The 20,553-nt window shown below is 61.1% G+C and carries 20 protein-coding genes and 1 riboswitch; of the genes, 15 read left to right on the top strand and 5 right to left on the bottom strand.

Annotated features, from left to right (window positions below; translation table 11 throughout):
- Nucleotides 1-196: 196 nt before the first annotated feature.
- The 8 genes from rpsU to G7Y52_RS01885 all read left to right on the top strand — a co-directional run bounded on the left by rpsU (nucleotide 197) and on the right by G7Y52_RS01885 (nucleotide 9,523).
- The gene (gene rpsU / locus G7Y52_RS01850; protein ID WP_165065165.1) at nucleotides 197-400 is read left to right on the top strand and encodes a 30S ribosomal protein S21; all 204 of its coding nucleotides are present in this window, start codon (nucleotides 197-199) and stop codon (nucleotides 398-400) included.
- A 397-nt stretch (nucleotides 401-797) separates the two neighbouring features.
- The gene (locus G7Y52_RS01855; RefSeq protein WP_165065168.1) at nucleotides 798-1,250 is read left to right on the top strand and encodes a GatB/YqeY domain-containing protein; all 453 of its coding nucleotides are present in this window, start codon (nucleotides 798-800) and stop codon (nucleotides 1,248-1,250) included.
- A 204-nt stretch (nucleotides 1,251-1,454) separates the two neighbouring features.
- The gene (locus tag G7Y52_RS01860; RefSeq protein ID WP_206215165.1) at nucleotides 1,455-3,833 is read left to right on the top strand and encodes a Smr/MutS family protein; all 2,379 of its coding nucleotides are present in this window, start codon (nucleotides 1,455-1,457) and stop codon (nucleotides 3,831-3,833) included.
- 152 nt (nucleotides 3,834-3,985) lie between these two features.
- Entirely contained in the window at nucleotides 3,986-5,704 is a 1,719-nt protein-coding gene (gene dnaG / locus G7Y52_RS01865; RefSeq protein ID WP_165065171.1) for a DNA primase, read from the top strand.
- Nucleotides 5,697-7,466, top strand: a complete 1,770-nt coding sequence (gene rpoD, locus G7Y52_RS01870) for an RNA polymerase sigma factor RpoD (protein WP_165065174.1) — start codon at nucleotides 5,697-5,699, stop codon at nucleotides 7,464-7,466. Before dnaG ends, rpoD begins: the two co-directional genes overlap by 8 nt.
- Nucleotides 7,467-7,524: 58 nt before the next feature.
- Nucleotides 7,525-8,217 carry a thermonuclease family protein gene (locus G7Y52_RS01875; RefSeq protein WP_165065177.1) on the top strand — a complete coding sequence of 231 codons (693 nt, stop codon included), beginning with the start codon at nucleotides 7,525-7,527 and terminating at the stop codon, nucleotides 8,215-8,217.
- Nucleotides 8,214-8,999 (top strand): 7-cyano-7-deazaguanine synthase QueC, encoded by a 786-nt coding sequence (queC, locus tag G7Y52_RS01880; RefSeq protein ID WP_165065179.1) that lies wholly within the window; start codon nucleotides 8,214-8,216, stop codon nucleotides 8,997-8,999. Before G7Y52_RS01875 ends, queC begins: the two co-directional genes overlap by 4 nt.
- A complete protein-coding gene (locus tag G7Y52_RS01885; protein ID WP_165065182.1) occupies nucleotides 8,999-9,523 on the top strand; it encodes a serine/threonine protein kinase in 525 nt (174 codons plus the stop codon). The genes queC and G7Y52_RS01885 overlap by 1 nt, the downstream gene beginning before the upstream one ends.
- Before the next feature lie 188 nt (nucleotides 9,524-9,711).
- Here the strand turns inward: G7Y52_RS01885 and G7Y52_RS01890 are convergent, their stop codons facing one another.
- Nucleotides 9,712-10,605, bottom strand: a complete 894-nt coding sequence (locus G7Y52_RS01890) for an ornithine carbamoyltransferase (RefSeq protein WP_165065185.1) — start codon at nucleotides 10,603-10,605, stop codon at nucleotides 9,712-9,714.
- A 446-nt stretch (nucleotides 10,606-11,051) separates the two neighbouring features.
- Between G7Y52_RS01890 and G7Y52_RS01895 the strand changes: the two genes are divergently transcribed.
- The 7 genes from G7Y52_RS01895 to nifS all read left to right on the top strand — a co-directional run bounded on the left by G7Y52_RS01895 (nucleotide 11,052) and on the right by nifS (nucleotide 16,233).
- Nucleotides 11,052-11,807: an HAD hydrolase-like protein gene (locus G7Y52_RS01895; RefSeq protein ID WP_165065188.1), complete on the top strand. Its 756-nt coding sequence runs from the start codon at nucleotides 11,052-11,054 to the stop codon at nucleotides 11,805-11,807.
- Entirely contained in the window at nucleotides 11,804-12,526 is a 723-nt protein-coding gene (locus G7Y52_RS01900; protein WP_165065191.1) for a ferredoxin, read from the top strand. The genes G7Y52_RS01895 and G7Y52_RS01900 overlap by 4 nt, the downstream gene beginning before the upstream one ends.
- A gap of 98 nt (nucleotides 12,527-12,624) precedes the next feature.
- Nucleotides 12,625-12,855 (top strand): hypothetical protein, encoded by a 231-nt coding sequence (locus G7Y52_RS14835; protein ID WP_206215166.1) that lies wholly within the window; start codon nucleotides 12,625-12,627, stop codon nucleotides 12,853-12,855.
- Nucleotides 12,833-13,774 carry a homoserine O-succinyltransferase gene (gene metA, locus G7Y52_RS01905; RefSeq protein WP_165065194.1) on the top strand — a complete coding sequence of 314 codons (942 nt, stop codon included), beginning with the start codon at nucleotides 12,833-12,835 and terminating at the stop codon, nucleotides 13,772-13,774. The genes G7Y52_RS14835 and metA overlap by 23 nt, the downstream gene beginning before the upstream one ends.
- 36 nt (nucleotides 13,775-13,810) lie before the next feature.
- Nucleotides 13,811-14,251: an Rrf2 family transcriptional regulator gene (locus G7Y52_RS01910; RefSeq protein ID WP_165065197.1), complete on the top strand. Its 441-nt coding sequence runs from the start codon at nucleotides 13,811-13,813 to the stop codon at nucleotides 14,249-14,251.
- A complete protein-coding gene (gene nifU / locus G7Y52_RS01915) occupies nucleotides 14,238-15,074 on the top strand; it encodes a Fe-S cluster assembly protein NifU (protein WP_165065200.1) in 837 nt (278 codons plus the stop codon). The genes G7Y52_RS01910 and nifU overlap by 14 nt, the downstream gene beginning before the upstream one ends.
- A gap of 4 nt (nucleotides 15,075-15,078) precedes the next feature.
- Nucleotides 15,079-16,233 (top strand): cysteine desulfurase NifS, encoded by a 1,155-nt coding sequence (gene nifS / locus G7Y52_RS01920; protein WP_165065203.1) that lies wholly within the window; start codon nucleotides 15,079-15,081, stop codon nucleotides 16,231-16,233.
- On the opposite strand, the gene G7Y52_RS01925 is transcribed toward nifS, so the two are convergent.
- The 4 genes from G7Y52_RS01925 to G7Y52_RS01940 form a co-directional block, all read right to left on the bottom strand.
- The gene (locus G7Y52_RS01925; protein WP_165065206.1) at nucleotides 16,223-16,387 is read right to left on the bottom strand and encodes a hypothetical protein; all 165 of its coding nucleotides are present in this window, start codon (nucleotides 16,385-16,387) and stop codon (nucleotides 16,223-16,225) included. The genes nifS and G7Y52_RS01925 overlap by 11 nt on opposite strands.
- Nucleotides 16,388-16,601: 214 nt before the next feature.
- Complete coding sequence (nrdG, locus tag G7Y52_RS01930; RefSeq protein WP_206215167.1) at nucleotides 16,602-17,117, bottom strand: anaerobic ribonucleoside-triphosphate reductase activating protein; 516 nt, start codon at nucleotides 17,115-17,117, stop codon at nucleotides 16,602-16,604.
- Between the two features lie 154 nt (nucleotides 17,118-17,271).
- Nucleotides 17,272-17,442: an anaerobic ribonucleoside-triphosphate reductase gene (gene nrdD / locus G7Y52_RS01935; RefSeq protein ID WP_165065212.1), complete on the bottom strand. Its 171-nt coding sequence runs from the start codon at nucleotides 17,440-17,442 to the stop codon at nucleotides 17,272-17,274.
- Nucleotides 17,443-17,610: 168 nt separating this feature from the next.
- Nucleotides 17,611-19,866 carry an anaerobic ribonucleoside triphosphate reductase gene (locus tag G7Y52_RS01940; RefSeq protein ID WP_165065214.1) on the bottom strand — a complete coding sequence of 752 codons (2,256 nt, stop codon included), beginning with the start codon at nucleotides 19,864-19,866 and terminating at the stop codon, nucleotides 17,611-17,613.
- Nucleotides 19,867-20,010: 144 nt separating this feature from the next.
- A riboswitch (cobalamin riboswitch) is annotated at nucleotides 20,011-20,191 on the bottom strand.
- Nucleotides 20,192-20,553: the final 362 nt, after the last annotated feature.

Here is a 20,553-nt window from a genome sequence, read left to right on the forward strand (position 1 = left end):
TACCTGCTGCAAAGCCGCCTTTTTACGTCCGGCGGCGTGAGCAAGCCGAAGCGGTCGAAGTCAGCCCGGGAGGCTGCTCCCGCGGGCGACGCAGGAGCCGTACAGGCATGTGCCCACCAATAACAACGTTTTGTGGCCACATGACGACTGTGACTTTTACAAAAAGTCAACGCTGCTCTGGAAGGGGGTGATATTTTTGCCCGGAGTTTTTCTCAACGAAGACGACTATAACTTCGACATTGCGCTGCGCCGCTTTAAAAAGCAGGTGGAAAAGGCCGGCATTCTTTCTGAAATGAAAAAACGCCAGCATTATGAAAAACCCAGCGTTATGCGCAAGAAGAAGAAGGCCGCCGCGCGCAAGCGCCTGCTGAAAAAAATCAGAAAAATGAATCTGGCCTAGGGCTGTTGCCCCAGTGAGGAGTTTTGCCTTTCCCGCAAAAAAACAAACTGTGCGGAAAGAATGCGCCCCTGCTGGCGCGCGTTCGGAACAAAAAACGCGCTTGGGCGAAGCGGGAAGGCAAAAAAAGCACTAAAAAACCAATCCCCGGCGGAGCAGCGCGCGAAACCGGGCGCAACCTTGCAACAGGTTGCGCGCCGCCCACGGCGGTCGGCTGGGCAAGGCAGAAAAACGCTTTTTTGCGTGGCTCACGCCAAAGCGACAGGCATGGTGCGGCTTTGCCCGTGAAAATCGCGCTTGACGCCCCGCGCATTCGTCTCCCTGGAGTGATCATGCGGGAAGCCCGGACGGGTTTCCCGCATTTTCCGCTTTTCTTCATACTTTCACCCCCCCGATTGCCATGAGCCTATCCGAACAAATTGAAAAAGACTATATCCAGGCGTACAAGGCTAAAGACAGCGTGCGTCTTGCGGTGCTGCGGCTGCTGAAAACAGCGGCCAAAAATCGCCTTGTGGAGTTCAAGCGCCCGGGCGGCGAGCTTTCCGACGCGGAAATGCTGGACGTGATCATCAGGGAAAGCAAGCAGCGGCAGGATTCCATCGAGCAGTATACGACCGCCAAGCGGGCAGATCTGGCCGACAAGGAAGCCGCGGAGCTGAAAATTTTGCAGGAATACCTCCCCAGGCCCCTCAGCCGCGAGGAATTGGCGGAAATCATCGAGACAACCATCGCCGATCTCCAGGCCGCCGCTCCCAGGGACATGGGCCGGGTGATCTCCGCGATCATGGCTGCTTACAAGGGCCGGATAGATGGCAAAATCCTCTCCGAAGCGGTGAAAAAGCGGCTCGCTTAAAATTCTCCGCTCTCTGCCGCCGCGGCTCGAACACGACCGCGCGGGAACAATTTCCCCGCGCCTGCAACCCGCGAGTTGCACGCATTTGCGGGAAGGATCGCGCCGGAAAATGCTCTCTTGCCGCGCAATCCGGACCACCACGGGACGCAAGGGGAAAGACCCCAGCCATCTTGCTTCTGCCCGCTTACGTCTTATAAGGTAACAATGATACACGCGCGAACGCTTCAAGCCCTCGAATTCGGCAAGATCATCGAGCAGCTCGCCGCTCTCTGCTGTTCCTGCGCAGGGCGCGAACGCGCCCTTGCGCTTTTGCCGCTGCCGGACAGCGAGGCCGTGACCCTGGCCGTCCGGCTCTATGAGGAAGCGGCCGTCTGGGCCGCGCAGCCCCGGTCCGGCGAGAGCGCGGCTTTCAATCTTGCCGCTTTTCCGGACGTGGGCAGCCTTTTGCGCGCATCGACGCCGGGCCGTGAAATCCTGCCGGATACCGACGCCTTCTGGGCGCTGCGCGAAATGCTCCGCCAGGCAAAGGCCGCTCATGCGGCCATTGCCACGCCCGACGCGCCGCAGCTCTGGCCGCACCTTCTGACGCTGGCCGAAGCGGCGCCTCTGCCCGCGCAGCTCACGGCCGCGCTGCTCCGCTGCATCTCCGACGATGGCCTGCTCAAGGACGAAAGCTCGCCGGAACTGTATCGCCTGCGCGGCGAGTTGCGGCGTTTGCACCAGAGCTGCATTCGCAAGGTCAGGGATTTTGCCCTGCAATACAATATGCTGCCGTATTTGCAGGACGAATTCATGACGCTTTCCTCGGATCGCTATGTTCTGCCGCTGAAGGCCAATTTCAAGGGCCGTATGCAGGGCATCATCCATGACTGGTCCCAGACCGGCGAGACCTGTTATTTTGAGCCCATGTTTCTGGTGGCGATCAACAACCGCCTCCAGGAGCTCAAGCATGAAGAGCGCGAGGAAGAGCAGAAAGTGCTCGCCTATCTGCGCGAGCTGCTTGCGGCAGAGCTGCCCGGCGCTCAGGCTGCCCTGGAGCTCCTGGCCCGCCTGGACGTTTTGCAGGCCAAACGGCGCCTGGCCGCCCTTTTTGACGGTCGCTGCCTGACGCTTTCCCCGGTGGAAGAAGGCATCAGCCTGCATGCGGCCCGCCACCCCCTGCTTGCCCTGGCCCGCGCGGCCGCGCCCGGCGGCGCGGCCCCTGCGAGGAACGCGGACGGCGCGGTGCGGCCCCTGGACATTCTGCTGCGCCCCGGCGAGCGCGCCCTGGTGATCACCGGCGGCAATGCCGGCGGCAAGACAGTCTGCCTGAAAACCCTGGGCCTGACGGCGGCCATGGCCCTCAGCGGCCTGCCCGTGCCCGTGGGCAAGGGCTCGCATCTGCCCTGGTTCAGCCGCATGGATGCTTTTATCGGCGACGAGCAGAGCCTTGCGGACAATGTTTCCACCTTCACAGCCCAGATCGACCATCTGGCCAAGGCCTGGAAGCATCTGGACGGCCAGGCCCTTGTGCTGCTGGATGAGTTCGGCGCGGGCACGGACCCGGCCCAGGGCGCGGCTCTGGCCCAGGCGGTTCTTGATGAACTGCTGGAGAAACATACCTTTGTGCTGGCGGCAACCCACTTCCCGGCGCTCAAGACGTACGCCCTGACCCGCGACGGCGCGCGGGCCGCGTCCATGCTGTTTGATCCGCGCAGCAAAAAGCCGCTTTTCAAGATGGCCTATGATCAGGTCGGAGCCAGCCAGGCCCTGGACGTGGCGCGGGAGCACGGCCTGCCGGAAGCCATTTTGCGCAGAGCCGAGCATTATTTGTTGCAGGACGGCCAGGACGCCAGCGCGCTTCTGGGCCGCCTCAACGATCTGGCGGCCCGGCGCGAGGAAGAGCTGGCCGCCTTGCGCGCTGAGCAGGAAAAAGCCCGCCGCGCCACGCAGGAGACGCGCGAACGCCTGGAAAAGGAACGCGGACGCCTCTACGAAGAAGTGCGCGGCAAGGCCGCCGAGCTGATGCGCGCCTGGAAGGAGGGCCGCGCCACGCACAAGCAGGCCCTGAAAGAAATGTCGCGCCTGCGCGCCTCCCTGGCCCCGGCGAGCGACGCTGATGCGCAGTCCGTTTTACCCCTGCCGCAACATTTTGCGCCGGGACAGAGCGTGCTGCACAGCGTTTTCAACAAGCGCGGCGTGATCACGGATGTGGACGCGCGCCGCAAGCGGGTGCGCCTGGACATGAACGGCGTCAGCCTGTGGGCTGAAATGAAGGATTTGCGCCAGGGCGCGGGCAAGACCAGCGCGGCTGTTGTGCCCGGCCCGCGCGCGGCCCTGCGCAAGGACAGCGGCGAAGCCGCCTCCTTGCGTCTGGATGTGCGCGGCATGCGCGCGGATCAGGCCCTGGCCGAAGCGGAACGCTTTCTGGACAAGGCCCTTCTGGCCGGTTTTTCCGAAGTGGAAATCGTTCACGGGCGCGGCACCGGCGCGTTGCGTCGCGAACTCCACGAGTTTTTGCGCGCCTTTCCGGCAGTGGAGCGTTTTGCCGTGGCGCCTGAAGATCGGGGCGGCGACGGCATGACCATCGTCACTTTTCGTTGACGCTTGTCGTTGCGGCCAGACGCAGCGCGCAAACGCCGGTCGGCAACAAGGCCGGGGCTTCCCCATGCGGAGACGGCCTTCGGCAAGCGTGTAGTTCACCATGTCGCGTTACGGCTTTTCCGCAGCAACGCCGGATCGGAGCACAGAGCCGCATGCAATCCAGGGACGCCATCCGCGCCATCAAAGAGCGCCTGAACATCGTGGACATGGTGCGCCGCTATGTGGATCTCAAGCGCAACGGCCCGCGCTGGGTGGCGCCCTGCCCCTTTCATCAGGAAACCAAACCCTCCTTTTCGGTCAACGAGGATCAGGGCCTGTTTTATTGTTTCGGCTGCCACGCCTCAGGCGACATTTTTGATTTTTACGGCCGGATCAACGGCCTGGACTTCAAAGAATGTCTGGAGCAACTGGCTGCCGAGGCCGGAATCAGCATTGAGCGCGGAGACAGCGATCCGGCCCGGCAGGGCGAGGAGCGGCAACGCCGCTCGGCCCGGCAGCAGATGCTGCGCATGTACGAGCTGGCCGCAGGCCATTTCAGCGCGGCTCTCGCCTGTCCCGAGGCCGCCGAATGCCGCGCCTACATCGAAAAGCGCGGGTTGAGCGAGGAAATTGTGCAGCGTTTCGGCCTTGGCTGGGCGCGGCGCGAGTGGCAATCGTTAGCCGACGCCCTGCGCCGCGCCGGTTTTGCAAGCCGGCTGGCCGTGGAAGCCGGCCTGCTCGGCCTGTCGGGCAACGGCCGGGCCTATGACCGCTTCCGGGGGCGGCTGATCTTTCCCATCAAGAGCCTGTCCAACCAGATCATTGCTTTCGGGGGCAGGATCATCGCCGGGGAGGACGAGGCCAAGTACATCAACAGCGCGGACACGCCCCTTTACAAAAAGGGCGAGCATCTTTACGGGCTGGCCCAGGCCCGGCGGGGCATCACCACTTCGGGCCGCGTCCTTCTGACCGAAGGCTATATGGACGTGCTCACCCTGCACCAGTTCGGCTATGACAATGCCGTGGGCGTGCTGGGCACGGCCCTTACCCCGGATCAGATCAAACGCCTTTCGGGTTTTGCCTCGCAGCTCGTCCTGCTCTTCGACGGGGACCGGGCCGGGCGCAAGGCCGCCCTGCGCTCCTGCGAAATGCTGCTTGCGCGCGGCCTGGCCTGCTCTGTGGTGCTGCTGCCCGAAGGGGAAGACATTGACAGCCTGCTGCGCACCGCAGGCACGGAGGCCTTTGAGGCCTTGCAGGCCAAAGCGCCTGACGGCCTGCGCTTTTGCGTGGACGTGCTCAAGGCCCTGGCCCCGCGGGAAACCGTGGAGTGGGCGCGCAATTTTCTGCGCCGGATTGAACTGCCCGAGCTGGTGAACTCCTGTGCCTCGCGCCTGGCCGGGGAGTTGCAGATTTCAGAGGCGGAGCTGCGTCGCGGCCTCTTTCCCCCGGCGGAACGGGGGCGCAGAGGATTTGCGCCCAGGCCGGGCCTGGCCCGCCAGAACATGCGCGACCGTCAGATCATGATGTATGCGGTGCGCTATCCGGAACGTCTCGCCGATCTGCGCGCCCTGGGCGCGGATCTGGCCTTGCAGTCGGCCATTGCCCGGCAGCTCTGGGACAAAATCGAGGAGATGGGCGAAGAAGCCCCCTATCACCTGGATCAACGGGAAAAAAATTTCTGGTCGTTTTGCCGCGGCCCTGAGGCAGCGCCGCGGGACAACGGCGACAAGGAGTTGGAATTTCTGCGCCGGGACCTGGACGCCTACTATGTCTCGGCACAAAAATCGTCTGTTTCCGCAGCGTTACGTCAAAACACCGGCACAGGTGACTTTGAAGCTGATTTGGATTATCTTCGCGCACTGCAGGAAACCTTGGAGAAAGGGCATGAGTAATCTAAAAGACATCCAGCAAATTCAATCGCTCATTGCAAAAGGCAAGGGCACGGGCTTTTTGACCTTTGAAGAGGTCAACAAAGCTCTGCCCGTGGAAATGAGCACGCCCGAGCAATTTGAAGAGATCATCGGCATCTTTGAACAGCTGGAAATCGTTATAGTGGATTCGGAGAAAGACGGGAAGAAAATTTCCGCCACTGCCGCCGAAAGCGACGACGACGTAAGCGAAAGCGCGCTGGATCTGGCCGAGGACGAGGAATCAGCCGATTACTCGTCCCGCAGCACTGACCCGGTGCGCATGTATCTGCGCGAAATGGGCGCAGTGCCCTTGCTGGATCGCGACGGCGAAGTGGTCATTGCCAAAAAGATCGAAATGGGCGAACAGGACGTGCTCTACGCTCTGGTGGAAGTGCCCGTGGCAGTGGAAGAACTGATCAATGTGGGCGAAGATCTGCGCCAGAACCGCATCAAACTCAAGGATGTGGTCAAAACCATTGAGGAGGACGACCCCAGCGAAGATGAAATGAACCAGCGTTCGCGGGTTATTCTGCTTCTGGATGAAATCAAGCAGGTTTTCAAGAAAAAACGCAAGATCTACAAGAAGCTGGATGACTGCTGCACCCTGGAGCGCCGGGTCGCGGCCATCCAGAAGGAAATTATCAGCTTCAAGGAAGAAATTGTCACCCGCCTGCGCGACATCAAGCTGGAAAAAACCCTCATTGACCGGATCATTGAGACGGTAGAGGATTATGTGCGCCAGATGCACAACTGCCAGCGCGATCTCTCGGCCTATATTCTCTCCACCGGCCGCACGCAGGGGGAAATCCAGGCCATGTTCGACGGTCTGGAAAAGCGGGAGATCAACCCCAACACTGCGGCCCGCGAGCTGAAGCTCAGCGTGGACGAGCTCTTTTCCTTCAAGGAAATGATCATCGGCAAGATTGAAATTCTCAAGCGCCTCCAGGAAAAATGCTGCCACAACGTCGGGGATCTGGAGGAGGTGCTCTGGCGGATCAAGCGCGGCAATACCGCGGCCATGCGCGCCAAGCAGGAGCTGATCCGCTCCAATCTGCGCCTGGTGGTCTCCATTGCCAAAAAATACACCAATCGCGGCCTGCAATTTCTGGATCTGATCCAGGAGGGCAATATCGGCCTGATGAAGGCCGTGGACAAATTCGAGTACCAGCGCGGTTACAAGTTTTCCACCTACGCCACCTGGTGGATTCGCCAGGCCATTACCCGGGCCATTGCGGATCAGGCCCGGACCATTCGCATCCCGGTGCACATGATCGAGACCATCAACAAGCTGATCCGCACCTCGCGTTACCTGGTGCAGGAACTGGGCCGCGATCCCACGCCCGAGGAAATTGCCGAGCGCATGGAATATCCGGTGGAAAAAGTCAAGAAGGTGCTCAAGATCGCCAAGGAGCCCATTTCTCTGGAAACGCCCATCGGCGACGAGGAAGACTCCAGCCTGGGCGATTTCATTGAGGATAAAAAGGCCGTGGCCCCGGCCGAGGAAGTGATCAACACCAAGCTTTCCGAACAGTTGGCAGCCGTGCTCGCGGATCTGACCCCGCGCGAGGAGCAGGTCTTGCGCAAGCGCTTCGGCATTGCGGAAAAGAGCGATCACACCCTTGAGGAAGTGGGCAAGCTCTTCAATGTGACGCGCGAGCGCATCCGCCAGATTGAGGCCAAGGCCCTGCGCAAACTCCGCCATCCGGTGCGCAGCCAGCCCTTGCGCTCCTATTACGAGAACTAGCGGGCGTCGCCAAAGCAGACCAGGGTATCTTTCACATAACAGTGTGACGGAAGTGGAGATGTCAATATCGCGCAACAACCTTCCGCGCTTGCAAGCAGCTCTTTTTCTCGTACTCTGCTGCCTGCTTTTGCCCCTGACGGCACTGGGGCAGGAGATTCCCCTGCCCCAGCCGGCAGGCGTGGTGGCCCGCTGTTTTGACGGCGACACGCTCATGCTTGCGGATCGGCGCATTGTGCGGCTGGCGGGCATTGACGCGCCGGAATTGGCGCATGACGGAGAAAAAGCCCAGTACTACGCCCGGCAGTCACGCGAGGAGCTCACTCGCCTGGCCAAAGGCCGGAAAGTGCGCCTGTTTGCGGCAGGGATCAACAGCCGGGACCGTCACGGCCGGATTGTGGCCGATGTGCGCCTGGAGGACGGCCAATCTCTCAGCGATCTGATGCTCAGCCGGGGCGCGGCCTTTTACTATCCCCACCAGGATCAAAGCCCGCAGTTTCAGGAACGCCTGCGCGGCCTGCAAGAGCAGGCCGTCAGCGGGCGGCGGGGCCTGTGGGCGCGGTTGCTCTCCCTGCCCCTGGCGCGCGAGAATTACACCGGCAACCGCACGTCCCTGCGCTTCTTCCCGGCCGCCTGCCCGGAGGCCGAGCACATCAAGCCCCGCAACCGGATTTATTTCGGCACCCTGATGGACGCTTTTCTTGCGGGCTACGCTCCGGCCCGGGTCTGTCCGTTCTGGCCCGCGCAACCATGAACGCCCCCACCCCTTTACAGCGCGAGCAGGCCCTGGTCATCTTTTCCGGCGGCCAGGACTCCGCCACTTGCCTGGCCTGGGCTCTGAGCCGTTTTCAGCGCGTGCTCACCCTGGGCTTTGACTACGGCCAACGCCATTCCGTGGAGCTGGCCTGCCGCGCGCGCCTCCGCGCGGCCCTGGCAGCCCGCACTCCGCTCTGGGCGCAACGGCTGGGGCCGGATGCGGTACTGGATCTGGATATTTTTCGCCAACTGGCAGACACGGCCCTGACCTCCTCCGCGCCCATTGCCGACAACGGGCCGGACGGCCTGCCCAATACCTTTGTGCCGGGCCGCAATCTGCTCTTCATCCTGCATGCCGCGGCCTGGGCCTATGCCAGGCATATCCGCCATCTCGTGCTCGGCGTCTGCCAGAGTGATTCCTCCGGCTATCCGGATTGCCGCGATGACAGCATCAAGGCCATGCAGGCGGCTCTGAACCTGGGCATGGCTACGGATTTCGTCCTGCACACGCCGCTGATGTGGCGCAGCAAATGCAATGCCTGGGAACTGGCCGAAGAACTGGGCGGCGCGGCGCTGGTGGAGGTGATCCTTGAGGAAAGCCATACCTGCTATGAGGGCGAGCGCGGCAAGCGCCATGACTGGGGCTACGGCTGCGGGGTCTGCCCCGCCTGCCGCCTGCGGGCCGCCGGATATGCCGCCTACCGCGCTGCCCGGCAGACAGACAAAACCGGCGCGCACGCCGAAGCGCGCCAAAGCATGCGCGGCCGCGCGGAGGCCTGATGTCCAAAAAACAGCTCAACGCGGCTCAGGGCATTGAAGCGGCCTGCATTCTCTTCCAGCTTAACAGCAAAACCGTGGACATTCTGCGCCTGGCCGAAAATGCCGGGATGCCCCCTCTCTATTGGAGCGGCACTGCGCGGGCGCGCTTCTGCCAGGAGTGGCGCGCCTTTGTGCACGCGACCGTGGCCGCCGGGCTCATGCAGCATGCGCCCAACAGCGTGCTGGCGGGCTATTTGAAAGAAACCGGCAGCCTGCTGCGCGCCGCGGCGGAACCCGGCGAGGCCGCGCTTTTGGCCGATTCCCAGGCCGCGCGGGACGCCTTTGTGGACGGCCCTTTTGCCGGGTATATGTCCTTGTTTGCCCAGGAGCAGCAGGCCCGTTGCCCGGCCCTGTTCTCTGAACGTCTGACCCACGGCTCAGCCTCGCTTGACGCCCGGACTCAGGCCCGCCTGGCCGCGGTCATGGCCCTGGTGATCAGCGCGATCTGGGACAAGCTGGAAGAATATGAAATCCTTGCGGAGTAGGGGCGTGCCGCCTTGAAAGCCGCCTTTCGGCATGGATATGGGAGCGACTCCCCATCGACACGCTGTTTTCCGCCATGCCCCAGGCGCATCCGACCTGGCGGGCCCACGCTCAAACCCGACAGTGCATGGGATGCGCCGGACGCGCACTCTGCGTTCAGAGGTCCGCCGCAGCGCCAGTCCGGGAACACTCAGATCTCACGCTCATTTTCCATAAAGACCCAATGCAGAATACGCTTGTGCACGCGCAGTCGATGCTCCGCCTGCCGCACCAGAAACGAGGCTTTGCTGGAGAGGATGTCTTTATCCACCGGAATGGCCTCCACAGGCGCCGCGCTCAGGAGCACGCGGGCGTCAGGATTGGCCTTGCGCATAAGTGCCCCGTCAAGATGCCAGAGGCCGCTGTCATCCTCGCTCACGCTGCCTCGGCAACCGGCAAAGATATAGTCGACGCCCCGCACGGCCTCTTCAGGCGTTTCCACAAAAGTCACAGGGGTTTGCAACCGTTGGGCCTTTTCTTTCAGGGGCGTCGGGTCCAGGTGCGGCGGCAGAGCCACGCGCAAGGCAAAGGGAAACCAGACCGTGGCCTCGATCAACGAGTGCAGGGTGCCGTTGTCGCAGCCCAGCCAGCCCGCCGTAACGCCTTTCAGATAGCGCGAAGCGCGCAACATGCAGGCGATGTCGGCCAGGGCGTGCGCGGGATGCGCGTCCGGACTGCCCGCATTGATCACCGGAAAGGCCACATTGGCGTTTTTCATGTCCCAGGAGCCCACCGGCAGGCCATAGATGTACATGCAGTCCAGATAATAATCGAAAACGGTCATCATTTGCCGCTGATAATCGCGAATCTCGGTATGCCAGGTGCCGAGCTTGCCCTCGTATACCGTAAAGCCGCCCATCTGGCGCACCGCGGCCGTGACGCAGAGCCGTTCGGCCAGGGAGCGCCGGGTAAAAATCAGCATGGCCACCCGCTCGGTCATGAAGTCGCTGCGGGCTTTGGCGTCAGGGATGCCGATAGCCTGCTGCACAAGCAGCCAGCAGGCCTCCTCGCCAAGATCCTTGATGGTCAGTACATGTCGTGGCATTGTTTCCTCCAGGGCGGAACGGCGCGGGCCTTATGCCGCAGCCGAATATACAGAGAGCTTACCAAGGCCGCCCGGCCCTGTCCAGACGCCGGCCGCAACGGCTCAGGGCTGACACATTTCGGCGCACACGGATTAGAGCGGTTTGATAATGAAATTATCCAAACCGCTCTGGCGACAGCGTTAGCTGGCGTCCGCGCCGAATGAGCGTCCAGACCGCGTTGCGGTAGCCGTTAGCAAGCTTTGCTTGCTTGCGCCAGCCGTTGGCGAGTCTGCGAGCCTTACGGATGGCGACAGCGGTTTCGTTGAATGTTTTTTGTGGTAACTCATTGCTGTCTCCATCCGTAGCTTCCTTCGTCGCAACGGCTGAAGCCTGGACGCGAAATGATGGCAGCGAAGTGATTGAAAATGAATATTTTCAATCAAAAAATGCTCTAACTGGAGCTGCAATGAAGGCTTTTATCTTTGATTTGGACGGCACCCTGCTGGATACACTTGAGGATATTGCGTCAGCCTGCAATGCAATGCTGGCCGCGCACAAGTATCCCGCGCACAGCGTCGCGGCCTACCGGCGGCTTGTGGGCAACGGCTTTGGCCGCCTGGTGCGCGGGGCTCTGCCCCCCGGCATTGGGGAGGCGCTTGCGCCCGACCGCCTGGAGGCTTTGACGGCCGAGGCCCGCGCCTTTTACGGCTCGCATATGTGCGGATGCACCCGCCCCTATCCCGGCGTGCCCGAAGCTCTCAAGGAGCTGGCCCGGCGCGGTTTCACGCTGGCCGTGCTCTCCAACAAGCCCGACAATTTCACTGCCGGGCTGATGCCGCGCTATTTTCCGGAGATTCCCTTTGCTCTGGTGCGAGGAGCGCACCCGGGCATGCCACTCAAGCCCGACCCGGCGGGGCCGCGGGCCATGCTGACGGAACTCGGGCTTGAAGCAGGCCAATGCTTCTATGTGGGCGACAGTGATGTGGATATTCTCACAGCGCATAACGCGGGCATGATTTCCGTGGGCGTGGCCTGGGGCTTTCGGGGGCTTGCGGAAGTGCGCGCCGCCGGAGCGCGCTATCTGGTGGACACGCCGGATCAGTTGCCGGAACTGGCCGCCTGCCCTTTGCGGGAAAAGGCCGCGGCCCAAGGTGGGCGGGACAGCGGGCGGGACAGCGCGCACGAAATTCTTTCAGACGGAAAATTTTCAGGAGAGATATGAAACGACAGATTATTGAGATAGACGAAGCAAAATGCAATGGTTGCGGCCAGTGCGTGCTGGACTGCGCCGAAAACGCGCTGGCCGTCATTGAGGGCAAGGCGCGCCTGATCAGCGAAGTGTATTGCGACGGCCTGGGTGCCTGCCTGAATTGCCCGCAGGGCGCGCTGACGCTCACAGTGCGTGAGGCTCCGCCTTTTGACGAGGCCGCGGCCCTGGCCGCCAAGGCCCGAAGCGAAGCCGCGCGCGGCCCCGCAGGACAAGCGGCGGCAGGGCTGCCTGCAGGCGGCTGCCCCGGCGGCGCGGCGCGCATCTTGCGCCCTCTGACCGGCGCTGCCGCTGCCGAGCCCCATTTGCGCGCGGATCTGCCTGCCTGGCCCATTCAGCTACGTTTACTGCCGCCGCAGGCTCCCTTTCTTGTCGGCGCGCATCTGCTGCTGGCCGCCCAATGCGCGGGTTTTGCCCTGCCCCGTCTGCATCAGAACTGGCTGTCTGGCCGCGTGCCGTTGATCGCCTGCCCCAAGCTGGACGACAACAAGGAACTTCAGGAAAAACTGAACGCCATTCTGCGCGTGGCCCGGCCCGTGGAACTGAGCGTGCTGCGCATGAGCGTGCCCTGTTGCCAGGGCCTGGAGCGGCTGGCGCGGCAAGCTCTGGAAGGCTGCGGCTCTTCCGCGGCACTGCATTGCCATGTGGTGCAACTAGAGCGTTTTGCTAACTAGGCACTGCCTGTCGCGCGGCCTGGCCCGCCCGCAACGGGCAATGCCCGCGATCCGGGACCCTCGGCATGGTTTGGCGCAACTTGACAAATCATAGTAAAATGATAAGTTTTTATTACCGTAAAAAAAGTATAGCATACTTTATCGGTCGCAGGCCTGAACACTTTTACAGTCTCTTGCCGCAAATCATGCAGGGCTTTGCCGCCGATGCCCATGCAGCCGGATCAGGCCCGATGCGGCCGGAATATGCAGCCATGATGCTGCGACACAGCACGCGCGCAAGCGCTCAATGCTTTGCAAGGAAAGCACATGCCCATCAAAATTCCCGCTGATCTTCCCGCCCGCGCGGCGCTGGAAAGCGAAAACATCTTTGTGATGACCGAAGATCGTGCCGTGCGGCAGGACATCCGCCCGCTGGAGATTGCAATCGTCAATCTCATGCCGACCAAGATTGCCACGGAGACGCAGCTCCTGCGCCTTTTGGGCAATTCGCCGTTGCAGGTCAATATCACCCTGCTGCGCACGGCGGCGCATGAGTCCAAAAATACGCCGTTGCGGCATCTGGAGCGCTTCTACAAGACCTTCTCCGAGATTCGCCACCGCAGTTTCGACGGCATGATCGTGACTGGCGCGCCGGTGGAGCATCTGCCCTTTGAAGACGTGGATTACTGGCAGGAATTGCTGGAAATCATGGCCTATGCCGACGGGCATGTCTATTCGACGCTCTATCTGTGCTGGGCGGCGCAGGCTGCCCTGTATTATTTTTACGGCGTGCCCAAATATCTTTTGCCCGCAAAAATTTCGGGCATTTTCTGCCACGAGGTGCTTTTTCCCGAATGTCGTTTATTCCGCGGTTTTGACGATGAATTTCTGGCCCCGCACTCCCGCCATACAGAAGTCCGGGCCGAGGACGTGCTCAAAAAGTCCCGCTTGCGCATTCTGGCGGAATCCGGCGAGGCCGGGCTGGCGCTTGTGGAGAGCGTGGATCACACCCAGGTTTTCATGACCGGCCATCTGGAATATGATCGCGGCACGCTTGATGCGGAATACCGGCGGGATATGGGCAAGGGGCTCAACCCGCCGGTGCCCAGACACTATTACCGCGACGACAATCCCGACACCATGCCCCTGATGACCTGGCGGGCGCATGCCCATTTATTTTACAGCAATTGGCTCAACTATTATGTCTATCAGGAAACCCCTTTCAGCCTCACGTCCATTGCCGGGGATCGCGAGGCGCGGACGGAGTAACCGACCGGCGCCCCTTGCCGGTTCGCGAGGTGTGGTATGCGCTTTTCCACCAGGACACGCTATGGTTTGCGTTTTTTGCTGCGCCTGGCGGCGCAGCCGCCGGACAGTCTGCTGCAATTGGGACAAGTGGCCCGCGAGGAAAATATTTCTTCGGGATATCTGGAGCAAATCGTCAGGGCTCTCAAACCGCTGGGCATCTTGCGGGCGGTTCGCGGCTCCGGCGGGGGTTACGCCCTGGCCAAATCCCCGGCCGAGATCACCATGGAAGACGTCTTTCTGCATCTGGAAGGCGAGATATCGCCCGTGCGCTGCCTGAGCAAAGGGCGGCGCTGTCAGCGTGAAAAGCAATGCTCCACGCGAAGTTTCTGGAAAGAATTGGACAGCCATATCCGTGTTTTTTTACATACTCATACCCTTCAGGAAATCATAGAAGCGGAGAAGCGCTCCGCTTCAGGAGGCAATTATGTGGAATTATAGCGAAGCAGTGCATGATCATTTCCTGCACCCGCACAACGCCGGGCCTTTGGCCGACGCCAACGCCGTGGGCGAAGTCGGCAGTCTTGCCTGCGGCGACGCCCTGAAACTCTATTTGAAAATCAACGAGCAGGGCGTCATTGAGAACGCCGGCTTTGAAACCTTCGGCTGCGCCAGCGCCATTGCCTCCAGCTCCGTGCTCACGGACATGATCAAGGGCATGACGGTGGACGAGGCCCTGAAGCTGACCAACAAGGACATTGCCCAGGCTCTGGGCGGCCTGCCCAGGCAGAAGATGCACTGCTCGGTCATGGGCCAGGAGGCGCTGGAAGCGGCCATCCGCCAGTGGAAGGGCGAGCCGCCGGTGCCCCATGCCCATGAGGAAGGCAAGCTGGTCTGCAAGTGCTTCGGGGTCACGGATGCCCAGATCATCCGGGCCATCCGCGAAAACAATCTGAAAACCGTGGAAGAGGTCACCAATTACACCAAGGCCGGCGGCGCATGCGGCGAATGTCTGGACGAAATATCCGAGATCCTCGCCGCGGAACTCAAGCAGAAGCCGCTCGCCGAGCTGAAGCCCAAACCGCGCCTGACCAATGTGCAACGCATGCAACAGGTGCTCAAGACCATTGACGAGGAAATCCGGCCCCAGCTTGCGGCCGACGGCGGGGACATTGAGCTGGTGGACGTGGACGGCAAGCGGGTCACGGTTTCCCTGCGCGGGCGCTGCTCCCAGTGCCGCTCCAGCGAAGTGACCATCCGCAATCTGGTTGAGCGCCTGCTGCGCGAACATGTGGAGCCCGACATTGTGGTCCAGGAGGCCTGAACCAATGAAGACAATCTATCTTGACAATAATGCCACCGCGGCAGTGGCCCCGGAAGTGCTCTCGGCCATGCTGCCCTATCTGAGCCAATTGTACGGCAACCCCTCCAGCATGCACAGCTTTGGCGGGCAGGTGGGCGAGGCCGTGGACACGGCGCGCGAGCAGGTGGCCGCGCTTCTGGGCGCAAGCCCGGATGAGATTATCTTTACCTCCTGCGGCTCGGAAAGCGATAACACCGCCATCTGGTCCGCCATACAGACGCAGCCGGAAAAACACCATTTGATCACCACCCGCGTGGAACACCCGGCCGTGCTCAATGTGATGCAGTACTGGGAGCGCGAAGGCCGGCATGTGACGTACCTGGGCGTGGACGGCAAAGGCCGGCTGGATCTCGACGAATATGCCGAGGCCCTCAGCGAAGACACGGCCCTGGTTTCGATCATGTTCGCCAACAATGAAGTCGGCAACATCTATCCCATTCAGAAAATGGCGGAAATGGCCAGGGAACGCGGGGTGCTCTTTCATACCGACGCAGTGCAGGCCGTGGGCAAAACGCCCATTGATCTCAGGCGCCTGCCGGTTGATATGCTTTCTCTGTCCGGGCACAAAATCCATGCGCCCAAGGGTATCGGCGTGCTGTACGCGCGCAAGGGGATGCGCTTCCGGCCCTTCCTGCGCGGCGGGCATCAGGAGCGGGGCCGCCGGGCAGGCACGGAGAACGTGCCCTACATTGTGGGCCTGGGCATGGCCGCAAAACTGGCCCATGATTTTATGCAGGAAGAGCGCGTCAAGGTGGCCCTGCTGCGGGACAAGCTGGAAGCGGGCCTGCTTGAGCGCATTCCCGACTGCATGGTCAACGGCGACGTGGAAAACCGGCTGCCCAACACCAGCAATATCGCCTTCAAAAATGTGGAGGGCGAAGCCATTTTGCTGATGCTCGACCGTTTGGGCATCTGCGCCAGCTCCGGCTCGGCCTGCACGTCAGGCAGCCTTGAACCCTCGCATGTGCTGCGGGCCATGGGCGTGCCCTTCAACTACGCGCACGGCTCGGTGCGTCTTTCCCTCTCGCGCTACACCACGGAGGACGATGTCGCTTACGTTCTTGAAAACTTCCCGGGCGTGATCAAAACGCTGCGGGCCATTTCGCCCTTCAAGAACTAGAGCAGATTACCTTTGACTTTTTATGAAAGTCAAAGGTGGCATTCAGGCGAAAAACGCGGTTTTCGCCTGAATGTACGCCGCGTTGCGGCGGCTGCCGCTTTCGCGTCAGCAGAGCATTTTCAAAGAGAAAATGCTCTAGATGCGTTTTGCTCATGAAACCAGCCAGAGCGTTTTGCTCATGAAATCAGCTCAACGCTCTGGCTGGGCGAAGCCTGCCCGCCGCGAGCGTCAGCCGTTGGCGGCTGTGCCGCTGTACGGATGACGACGGCAGAGAGAGGCGCAGCGAAATTTCCTTGCGTCGTTACGCGCCGGAGCGAGCGTTTCAAAAGCACTCTGCTCTCAAGGAACGAAAGAAGAAGACTCCGCCTTCACAGATGGGCTTGCGGCGTGCCGCTGCTCAGCCCCACGCGCAAGGCCCGGCGCGCGTCCCTGTCTAAAATCCGTTGATTGGCGCTGCCCCTGAAGTGCAATTCCAAATCCCGCAGAGCCTCCACATAGGGGCCGTCGATCAAAATATCCGTCAGTTCCAGCAAACGGCGCACGCCGGCTTCGTCTTCAACCCTGGCCAGCAATTGCTCATAGGTAAAGCCGGTGTAAACCAGCACATTCTTGCCCCGGGCCCGCACTCCCTCGGCCACGGCGCAGAGCGCGCCGGCCTGCAGGAACGGCTCCCCGCCGGAAAACGTAATGCCCGCCAGCAGGGGATTTTCCGCGAACTGCGCAAGTATCCTCGCGGCGGAGCGCAAAAAGCCACCCTCAAGGGGATGCGTTTGCGGGTTATGACAGCCCTTGCAGCAATGCGGGCAGCCCTGGGTAAAAAGCACATAACGCAGCCCCGGGCCGTCCACAATGGACTCCTCCACAATGCCGCTCAGCCGCAACATGACGGCGCGCAGCGGGTTTTGCCCGCCGCGCGCCGCGGGCCTCTCTCTCTGAAGAGGATATGCCTTCATACTGCCCGCCGGACGCAGCGATCACGAAAGCGTTTAGCTGATTTCATGAGCAAAACGCTCTGGCAAAACGCTCTGGCAAAACGCTCTAAAGATGCTTGACCCGGTCGCGTTCTTCAGCGCGCTTGGCGTTATTGAAGCGATCCAGCGTGCCCACAAGGTAGCCGGTAATCCGGCGCGTGCGTTCAAAGCCCAGCCCCTGGCCCACCATTTTCCGGTCGGCTTTCGCTTCCTCAAACAAGCGCGATTGCATCAACATATTCCGTTCTCCTTACAAACTGAAACGTTGCAGTCCGAAAAGGGAGCGCGTCACAAACGCGACTCCCGCCTGCCCGCGCCGTATGCCGCGGCGCGTCCGCCCGCTTTCGCCCGCACCCGTTGCCGCGGCGGAAGACGCATGCCGTCGTTGCGGGCGCGTCGGGCGGGCTTATTCCCACCTGGGCATGTGCGGATATTTCCTCCTGAGCGTTTTGAGCAGCTCCAGGCTGACGCCCTCGCCTTCCCGGCGGCCGCAGCGGGGGCATTGGTCGTTGATCACGCCCACATAGCCGCACACCGGATCGCGATCCAGGGGATGGTTGATCGAACCGTACCCCACGTTCTGATCGTGCATATAACGAATAATGCTTTCAAAGGCTTCGGGATTTTTGCAAGTGTCGCCGTCAAGTTCCACATAGGTAATATGGCCGGCGTTGGTCAGCGCGTGGTATGGAGCCTCCAGGCGGATCTTTTCAAAGGCCCGGATCGGGTAATACACCGGCACATGAAAAGAATTGGTATAGTAGTCGCGATCCGTAATGCCGGGGATGCTGCCGTATTTGGCGCGATCCAGAGGCACGAAGCGCCCGCTCAGGCTTTCGGCCGGGGTGGCGATAAGCGAGAAATTGAGGCCGGTTCTGGCCGCCTCTTCATCGGTGCGCCGGCGCATGTGGCCGATAATCTCCAGGCCCAGTTTCTGCGCCTCCTCGCTTTCGCCGTGGTGTTTGCCGATCAGCGCCTTGAGGGTTTCGGCCAGGCCGATGAAGCCCACGGTCAGGGTGCCGTGTTTGAGCACTTCCCCGACGCTGTCGTCCCAGTCCAATTTGTCCGAATCCAGCCAGATGCCGTTGCCCATCAGGAAGGGATAATTGCGCACTTTTTTGGCGCTCTGGATCTTGAGCCTGTGCATGAGCTGGCGGAAGACCAGCGAGATCGTCTCATCCAGCAGCGCGTAAAATTTCTCCATGTCCCCTTTGGCCTCAAGGCCCAGGCGCGGCAGATTCACGGAGGTAAAACTCAGATTGCCGCGCCCGCAGGTGACCTGGCGGCTTGGGTCGTGCACGTTGCCGAGCACGCGCGTGCGGCAGCCCATGTAGGCCACTTCCGTATTATAATCGCCCTCCTTGTAATACTGGAGGTTGAACGGGGCGTCGATAAAGCTGAAATTGGGAAAAAGCCGCCTGGCCGACGTGGTCATGGCCAGCTTGAAGAGATCGTAATTGGGATCTTCCGGGTTGAAGTTCACGCCGGACTTGACCTTGAAAATCTGCACCGGAAAAATGGAGGTCTCGCCGTTGCCCAGGCCCGCCTGCGTGGCCAAAAGCAGGTTTTTCATAACCATGCGGCCCTCGGCGGAAACATCGGTGCCGTAATTGATGGAAGAAAACGGAACCTGCGCCCCGGCCCGCGAATTCATGGTGTTCAGATTATGGATCAGGGCTTCCATGGCCTGATAGGTCCGGCGATCCGTATTTTGCAGGGCCTCCTCAGCCGCGTAGGCGTGCGCTTTGGGCACAAGCTCCCGCAGGTCGTCCGGCGCGCTTTGCGCAAGTTTGCGGCCAAAGGACTCCACGTCGGCCATGCCCGGATGCCCGCCCGCGGCCGCGAGCAGGGCGCGGGTTCGGGCCGCGGCTTCGTCCGCGCTCAAGCCCAGCGTGATCCGCAGCCAGGCGCTGAGCGCCCGCTCGTACTCCTTGCGGAAGGTCTTGCGCACGCCCCCGGCCATGGCATAGTCAAAATGCGGCACGCTCTGGCCGCCGTGCATTTCATTCTGGTTGGCCTGAATGGCGATGCAGGCCAGGGCCGAACAGCTCTCAATGGAATTGGGCTCGCGCAAGTGCCCGTGCCCGGTGGAAAAACCGTTCCTGAACAGCGAAATCAGATCGATCTGGCAACATGTCTCAGTGAGCATGTAAAAATCTTTGTCGTGAATATGGATGTCGCCGTTGCAATGCGCGGCCGAGGCGTCCTTGGGCAGAATATAGTTGTCGATGAAGAATTTGGACCCCTCGGAGCCGTATTTGAGCATGGTGCCCATAGCCGTGTCGCCGTCGATATTGGCGTTTTCGCGCTTGATGTCTTCCGCGCGGGCCGGGGAATAGGTCAGCTTTTTGTAAATATCCATGAGATACGATTCCGCATTGCGGATCTTCGTATGCTCGGCCCGATAGAGAATATAGGCCTTGGCCGTTTTGGCGTAGTCAAAGCGGATCAGGCTTTCCTCAACCACGTCCTGGATTTCCTCAACGTGCTTAAGCCCGAGCTCATCCAGCTTTTTGCAGACTTTTTCCGTGACGAACAGCAGATCCGTGGGGGACATATCCTCCCCGCCCACGGCCTGATTGGCTTTGGTTATGGCATTGAGAATCTTTACGGAGTCAAAGGGAACGGCTGTGCCGTCCCGCTTGATGATTGCGGCAGGCATGAAAAGCTCCGGACACTGCGGGGCCTGCGTAAAACAGTCCTCCAACGCGGCGCGTCAGGAGGAAGCGAAGGCATGCCCGGAGAAAGCGAAGGCATGCTCGCCGGGAGACCCGTCGGCAAAAGCCCCGTTGCCGATGGTCCATCCTGAAAAACGATGGTGGAAAGCAGGTCTTCCGGCTTGCCGGCCAGCTTTTCGGCCTTCCCGGTACATTACCAGTGGCGCGCAAGGAAAAGAGGCGTTTTTCGGCTTACGGCGGCGGGTCCGCTCCCGCATTGAACGGGATTCCCTATTAAGCCCAGAGGGCGCTTTCCGCATCCGGAAAGTGTCAAAAGAATACGGCCGTGTCAATACAAGGCAACGAAATAGTTCTCCTGGACTCGTGGTAACACCTTTGAATATAAGAAAAAATTTCAGGCCTGCCCTGCCGGATATCTGCTCGCCCCTCTGCCGCAGCCTGCCCCGGGCAAAAGCCGCCCGGGCATGTGAAAAAGCCACGGCTTGCCGTCAAATGCAACCGCCCCCTTGTCTTCTCCAGCCCAAATGCTAGGGTCAGTCCTCATTAGAGCAGATTACCTTTGACTTTTTATGAAAGTCAAAGGTGGCATTCAGGCGAAAAACGCGGTTTTCGCCTGAATGTACGCCGCGTTGCGGCGGCTGCCGCTTTCGCGTCAGCAGAGCATTTTCAAA

Origin of the sequence: Desulfovibrio sp. ZJ200 (assembly GCF_011039095.1) — a bacterium.
Lineage (GTDB): Bacteria > Desulfobacterota > Desulfovibrionia > Desulfovibrionales > Desulfovibrionaceae > Desulfovibrio.

Bases quoted from the DNA above. Each gene is read 5' to 3' on its own strand.
- nrdG (WP_206215167.1), bottom strand. From the start codon at position 17,117: ATGTTGCGGCTGAGCGGCATTGTGGAGGAGTCCATTGTGGACGGCCCG.
- nifS (WP_165065203.1), top strand. From the start codon at position 15,079: ATGAAGACAATCTATCTTGACAATAATGCCACCGCGGCAGTGGCCCCG.
- G7Y52_RS14835 (WP_206215166.1), top strand. From the start codon at position 12,625: ATGATAAGTTTTTATTACCGTAAAAAAAGTATAGCATACTTTATCGGT.
- G7Y52_RS01895 (WP_165065188.1), top strand. From the start codon at position 11,052: ATGAAGGCTTTTATCTTTGATTTGGACGGCACCCTGCTGGATACACTT.
- rpoD (WP_165065174.1), top strand. From the start codon at position 5,697: ATGAGTAATCTAAAAGACATCCAGCAAATTCAATCGCTCATTGCAAAA.
- nrdD (WP_165065212.1), bottom strand. From the start codon at position 17,442: ATGTTGATGCAATCGCGCTTGTTTGAGGAAGCGAAAGCCGACCGGAAA.
- G7Y52_RS01875 (WP_165065177.1), top strand. From the start codon at position 7,525: ATGTCAATATCGCGCAACAACCTTCCGCGCTTGCAAGCAGCTCTTTTT.
- G7Y52_RS01885 (WP_165065182.1), top strand. From the start codon at position 8,999: ATGTCCAAAAAACAGCTCAACGCGGCTCAGGGCATTGAAGCGGCCTGC.
- queC (WP_165065179.1), top strand. From the start codon at position 8,214: ATGAACGCCCCCACCCCTTTACAGCGCGAGCAGGCCCTGGTCATCTTT.
- G7Y52_RS01900 (WP_165065191.1), top strand. From the start codon at position 11,804: ATGAAACGACAGATTATTGAGATAGACGAAGCAAAATGCAATGGTTGC.
- metA (WP_165065194.1), top strand. From the start codon at position 12,833: ATGCCCATCAAAATTCCCGCTGATCTTCCCGCCCGCGCGGCGCTGGAA.
- dnaG (WP_165065171.1), top strand. From the start codon at position 3,986: ATGCAATCCAGGGACGCCATCCGCGCCATCAAAGAGCGCCTGAACATC.
- G7Y52_RS01860 (WP_206215165.1), top strand. From the start codon at position 1,455: ATGATACACGCGCGAACGCTTCAAGCCCTCGAATTCGGCAAGATCATC.
- G7Y52_RS01940 (WP_165065214.1), bottom strand. From the start codon at position 19,866: ATGCCTGCCGCAATCATCAAGCGGGACGGCACAGCCGTTCCCTTTGAC.
- G7Y52_RS01890 (WP_165065185.1), bottom strand. From the start codon at position 10,605: ATGCCACGACATGTACTGACCATCAAGGATCTTGGCGAGGAGGCCTGC.
- G7Y52_RS01910 (WP_165065197.1), top strand. From the start codon at position 13,811: ATGCGCTTTTCCACCAGGACACGCTATGGTTTGCGTTTTTTGCTGCGC.
- G7Y52_RS01855 (WP_165065168.1), top strand. From the start codon at position 798: ATGAGCCTATCCGAACAAATTGAAAAAGACTATATCCAGGCGTACAAG.
- nifU (WP_165065200.1), top strand. From the start codon at position 14,238: ATGTGGAATTATAGCGAAGCAGTGCATGATCATTTCCTGCACCCGCAC.
- G7Y52_RS01925 (WP_165065206.1), bottom strand. From the start codon at position 16,387: ATGAGCAAAACGCATCTAGAGCATTTTCTCTTTGAAAATGCTCTGCTG.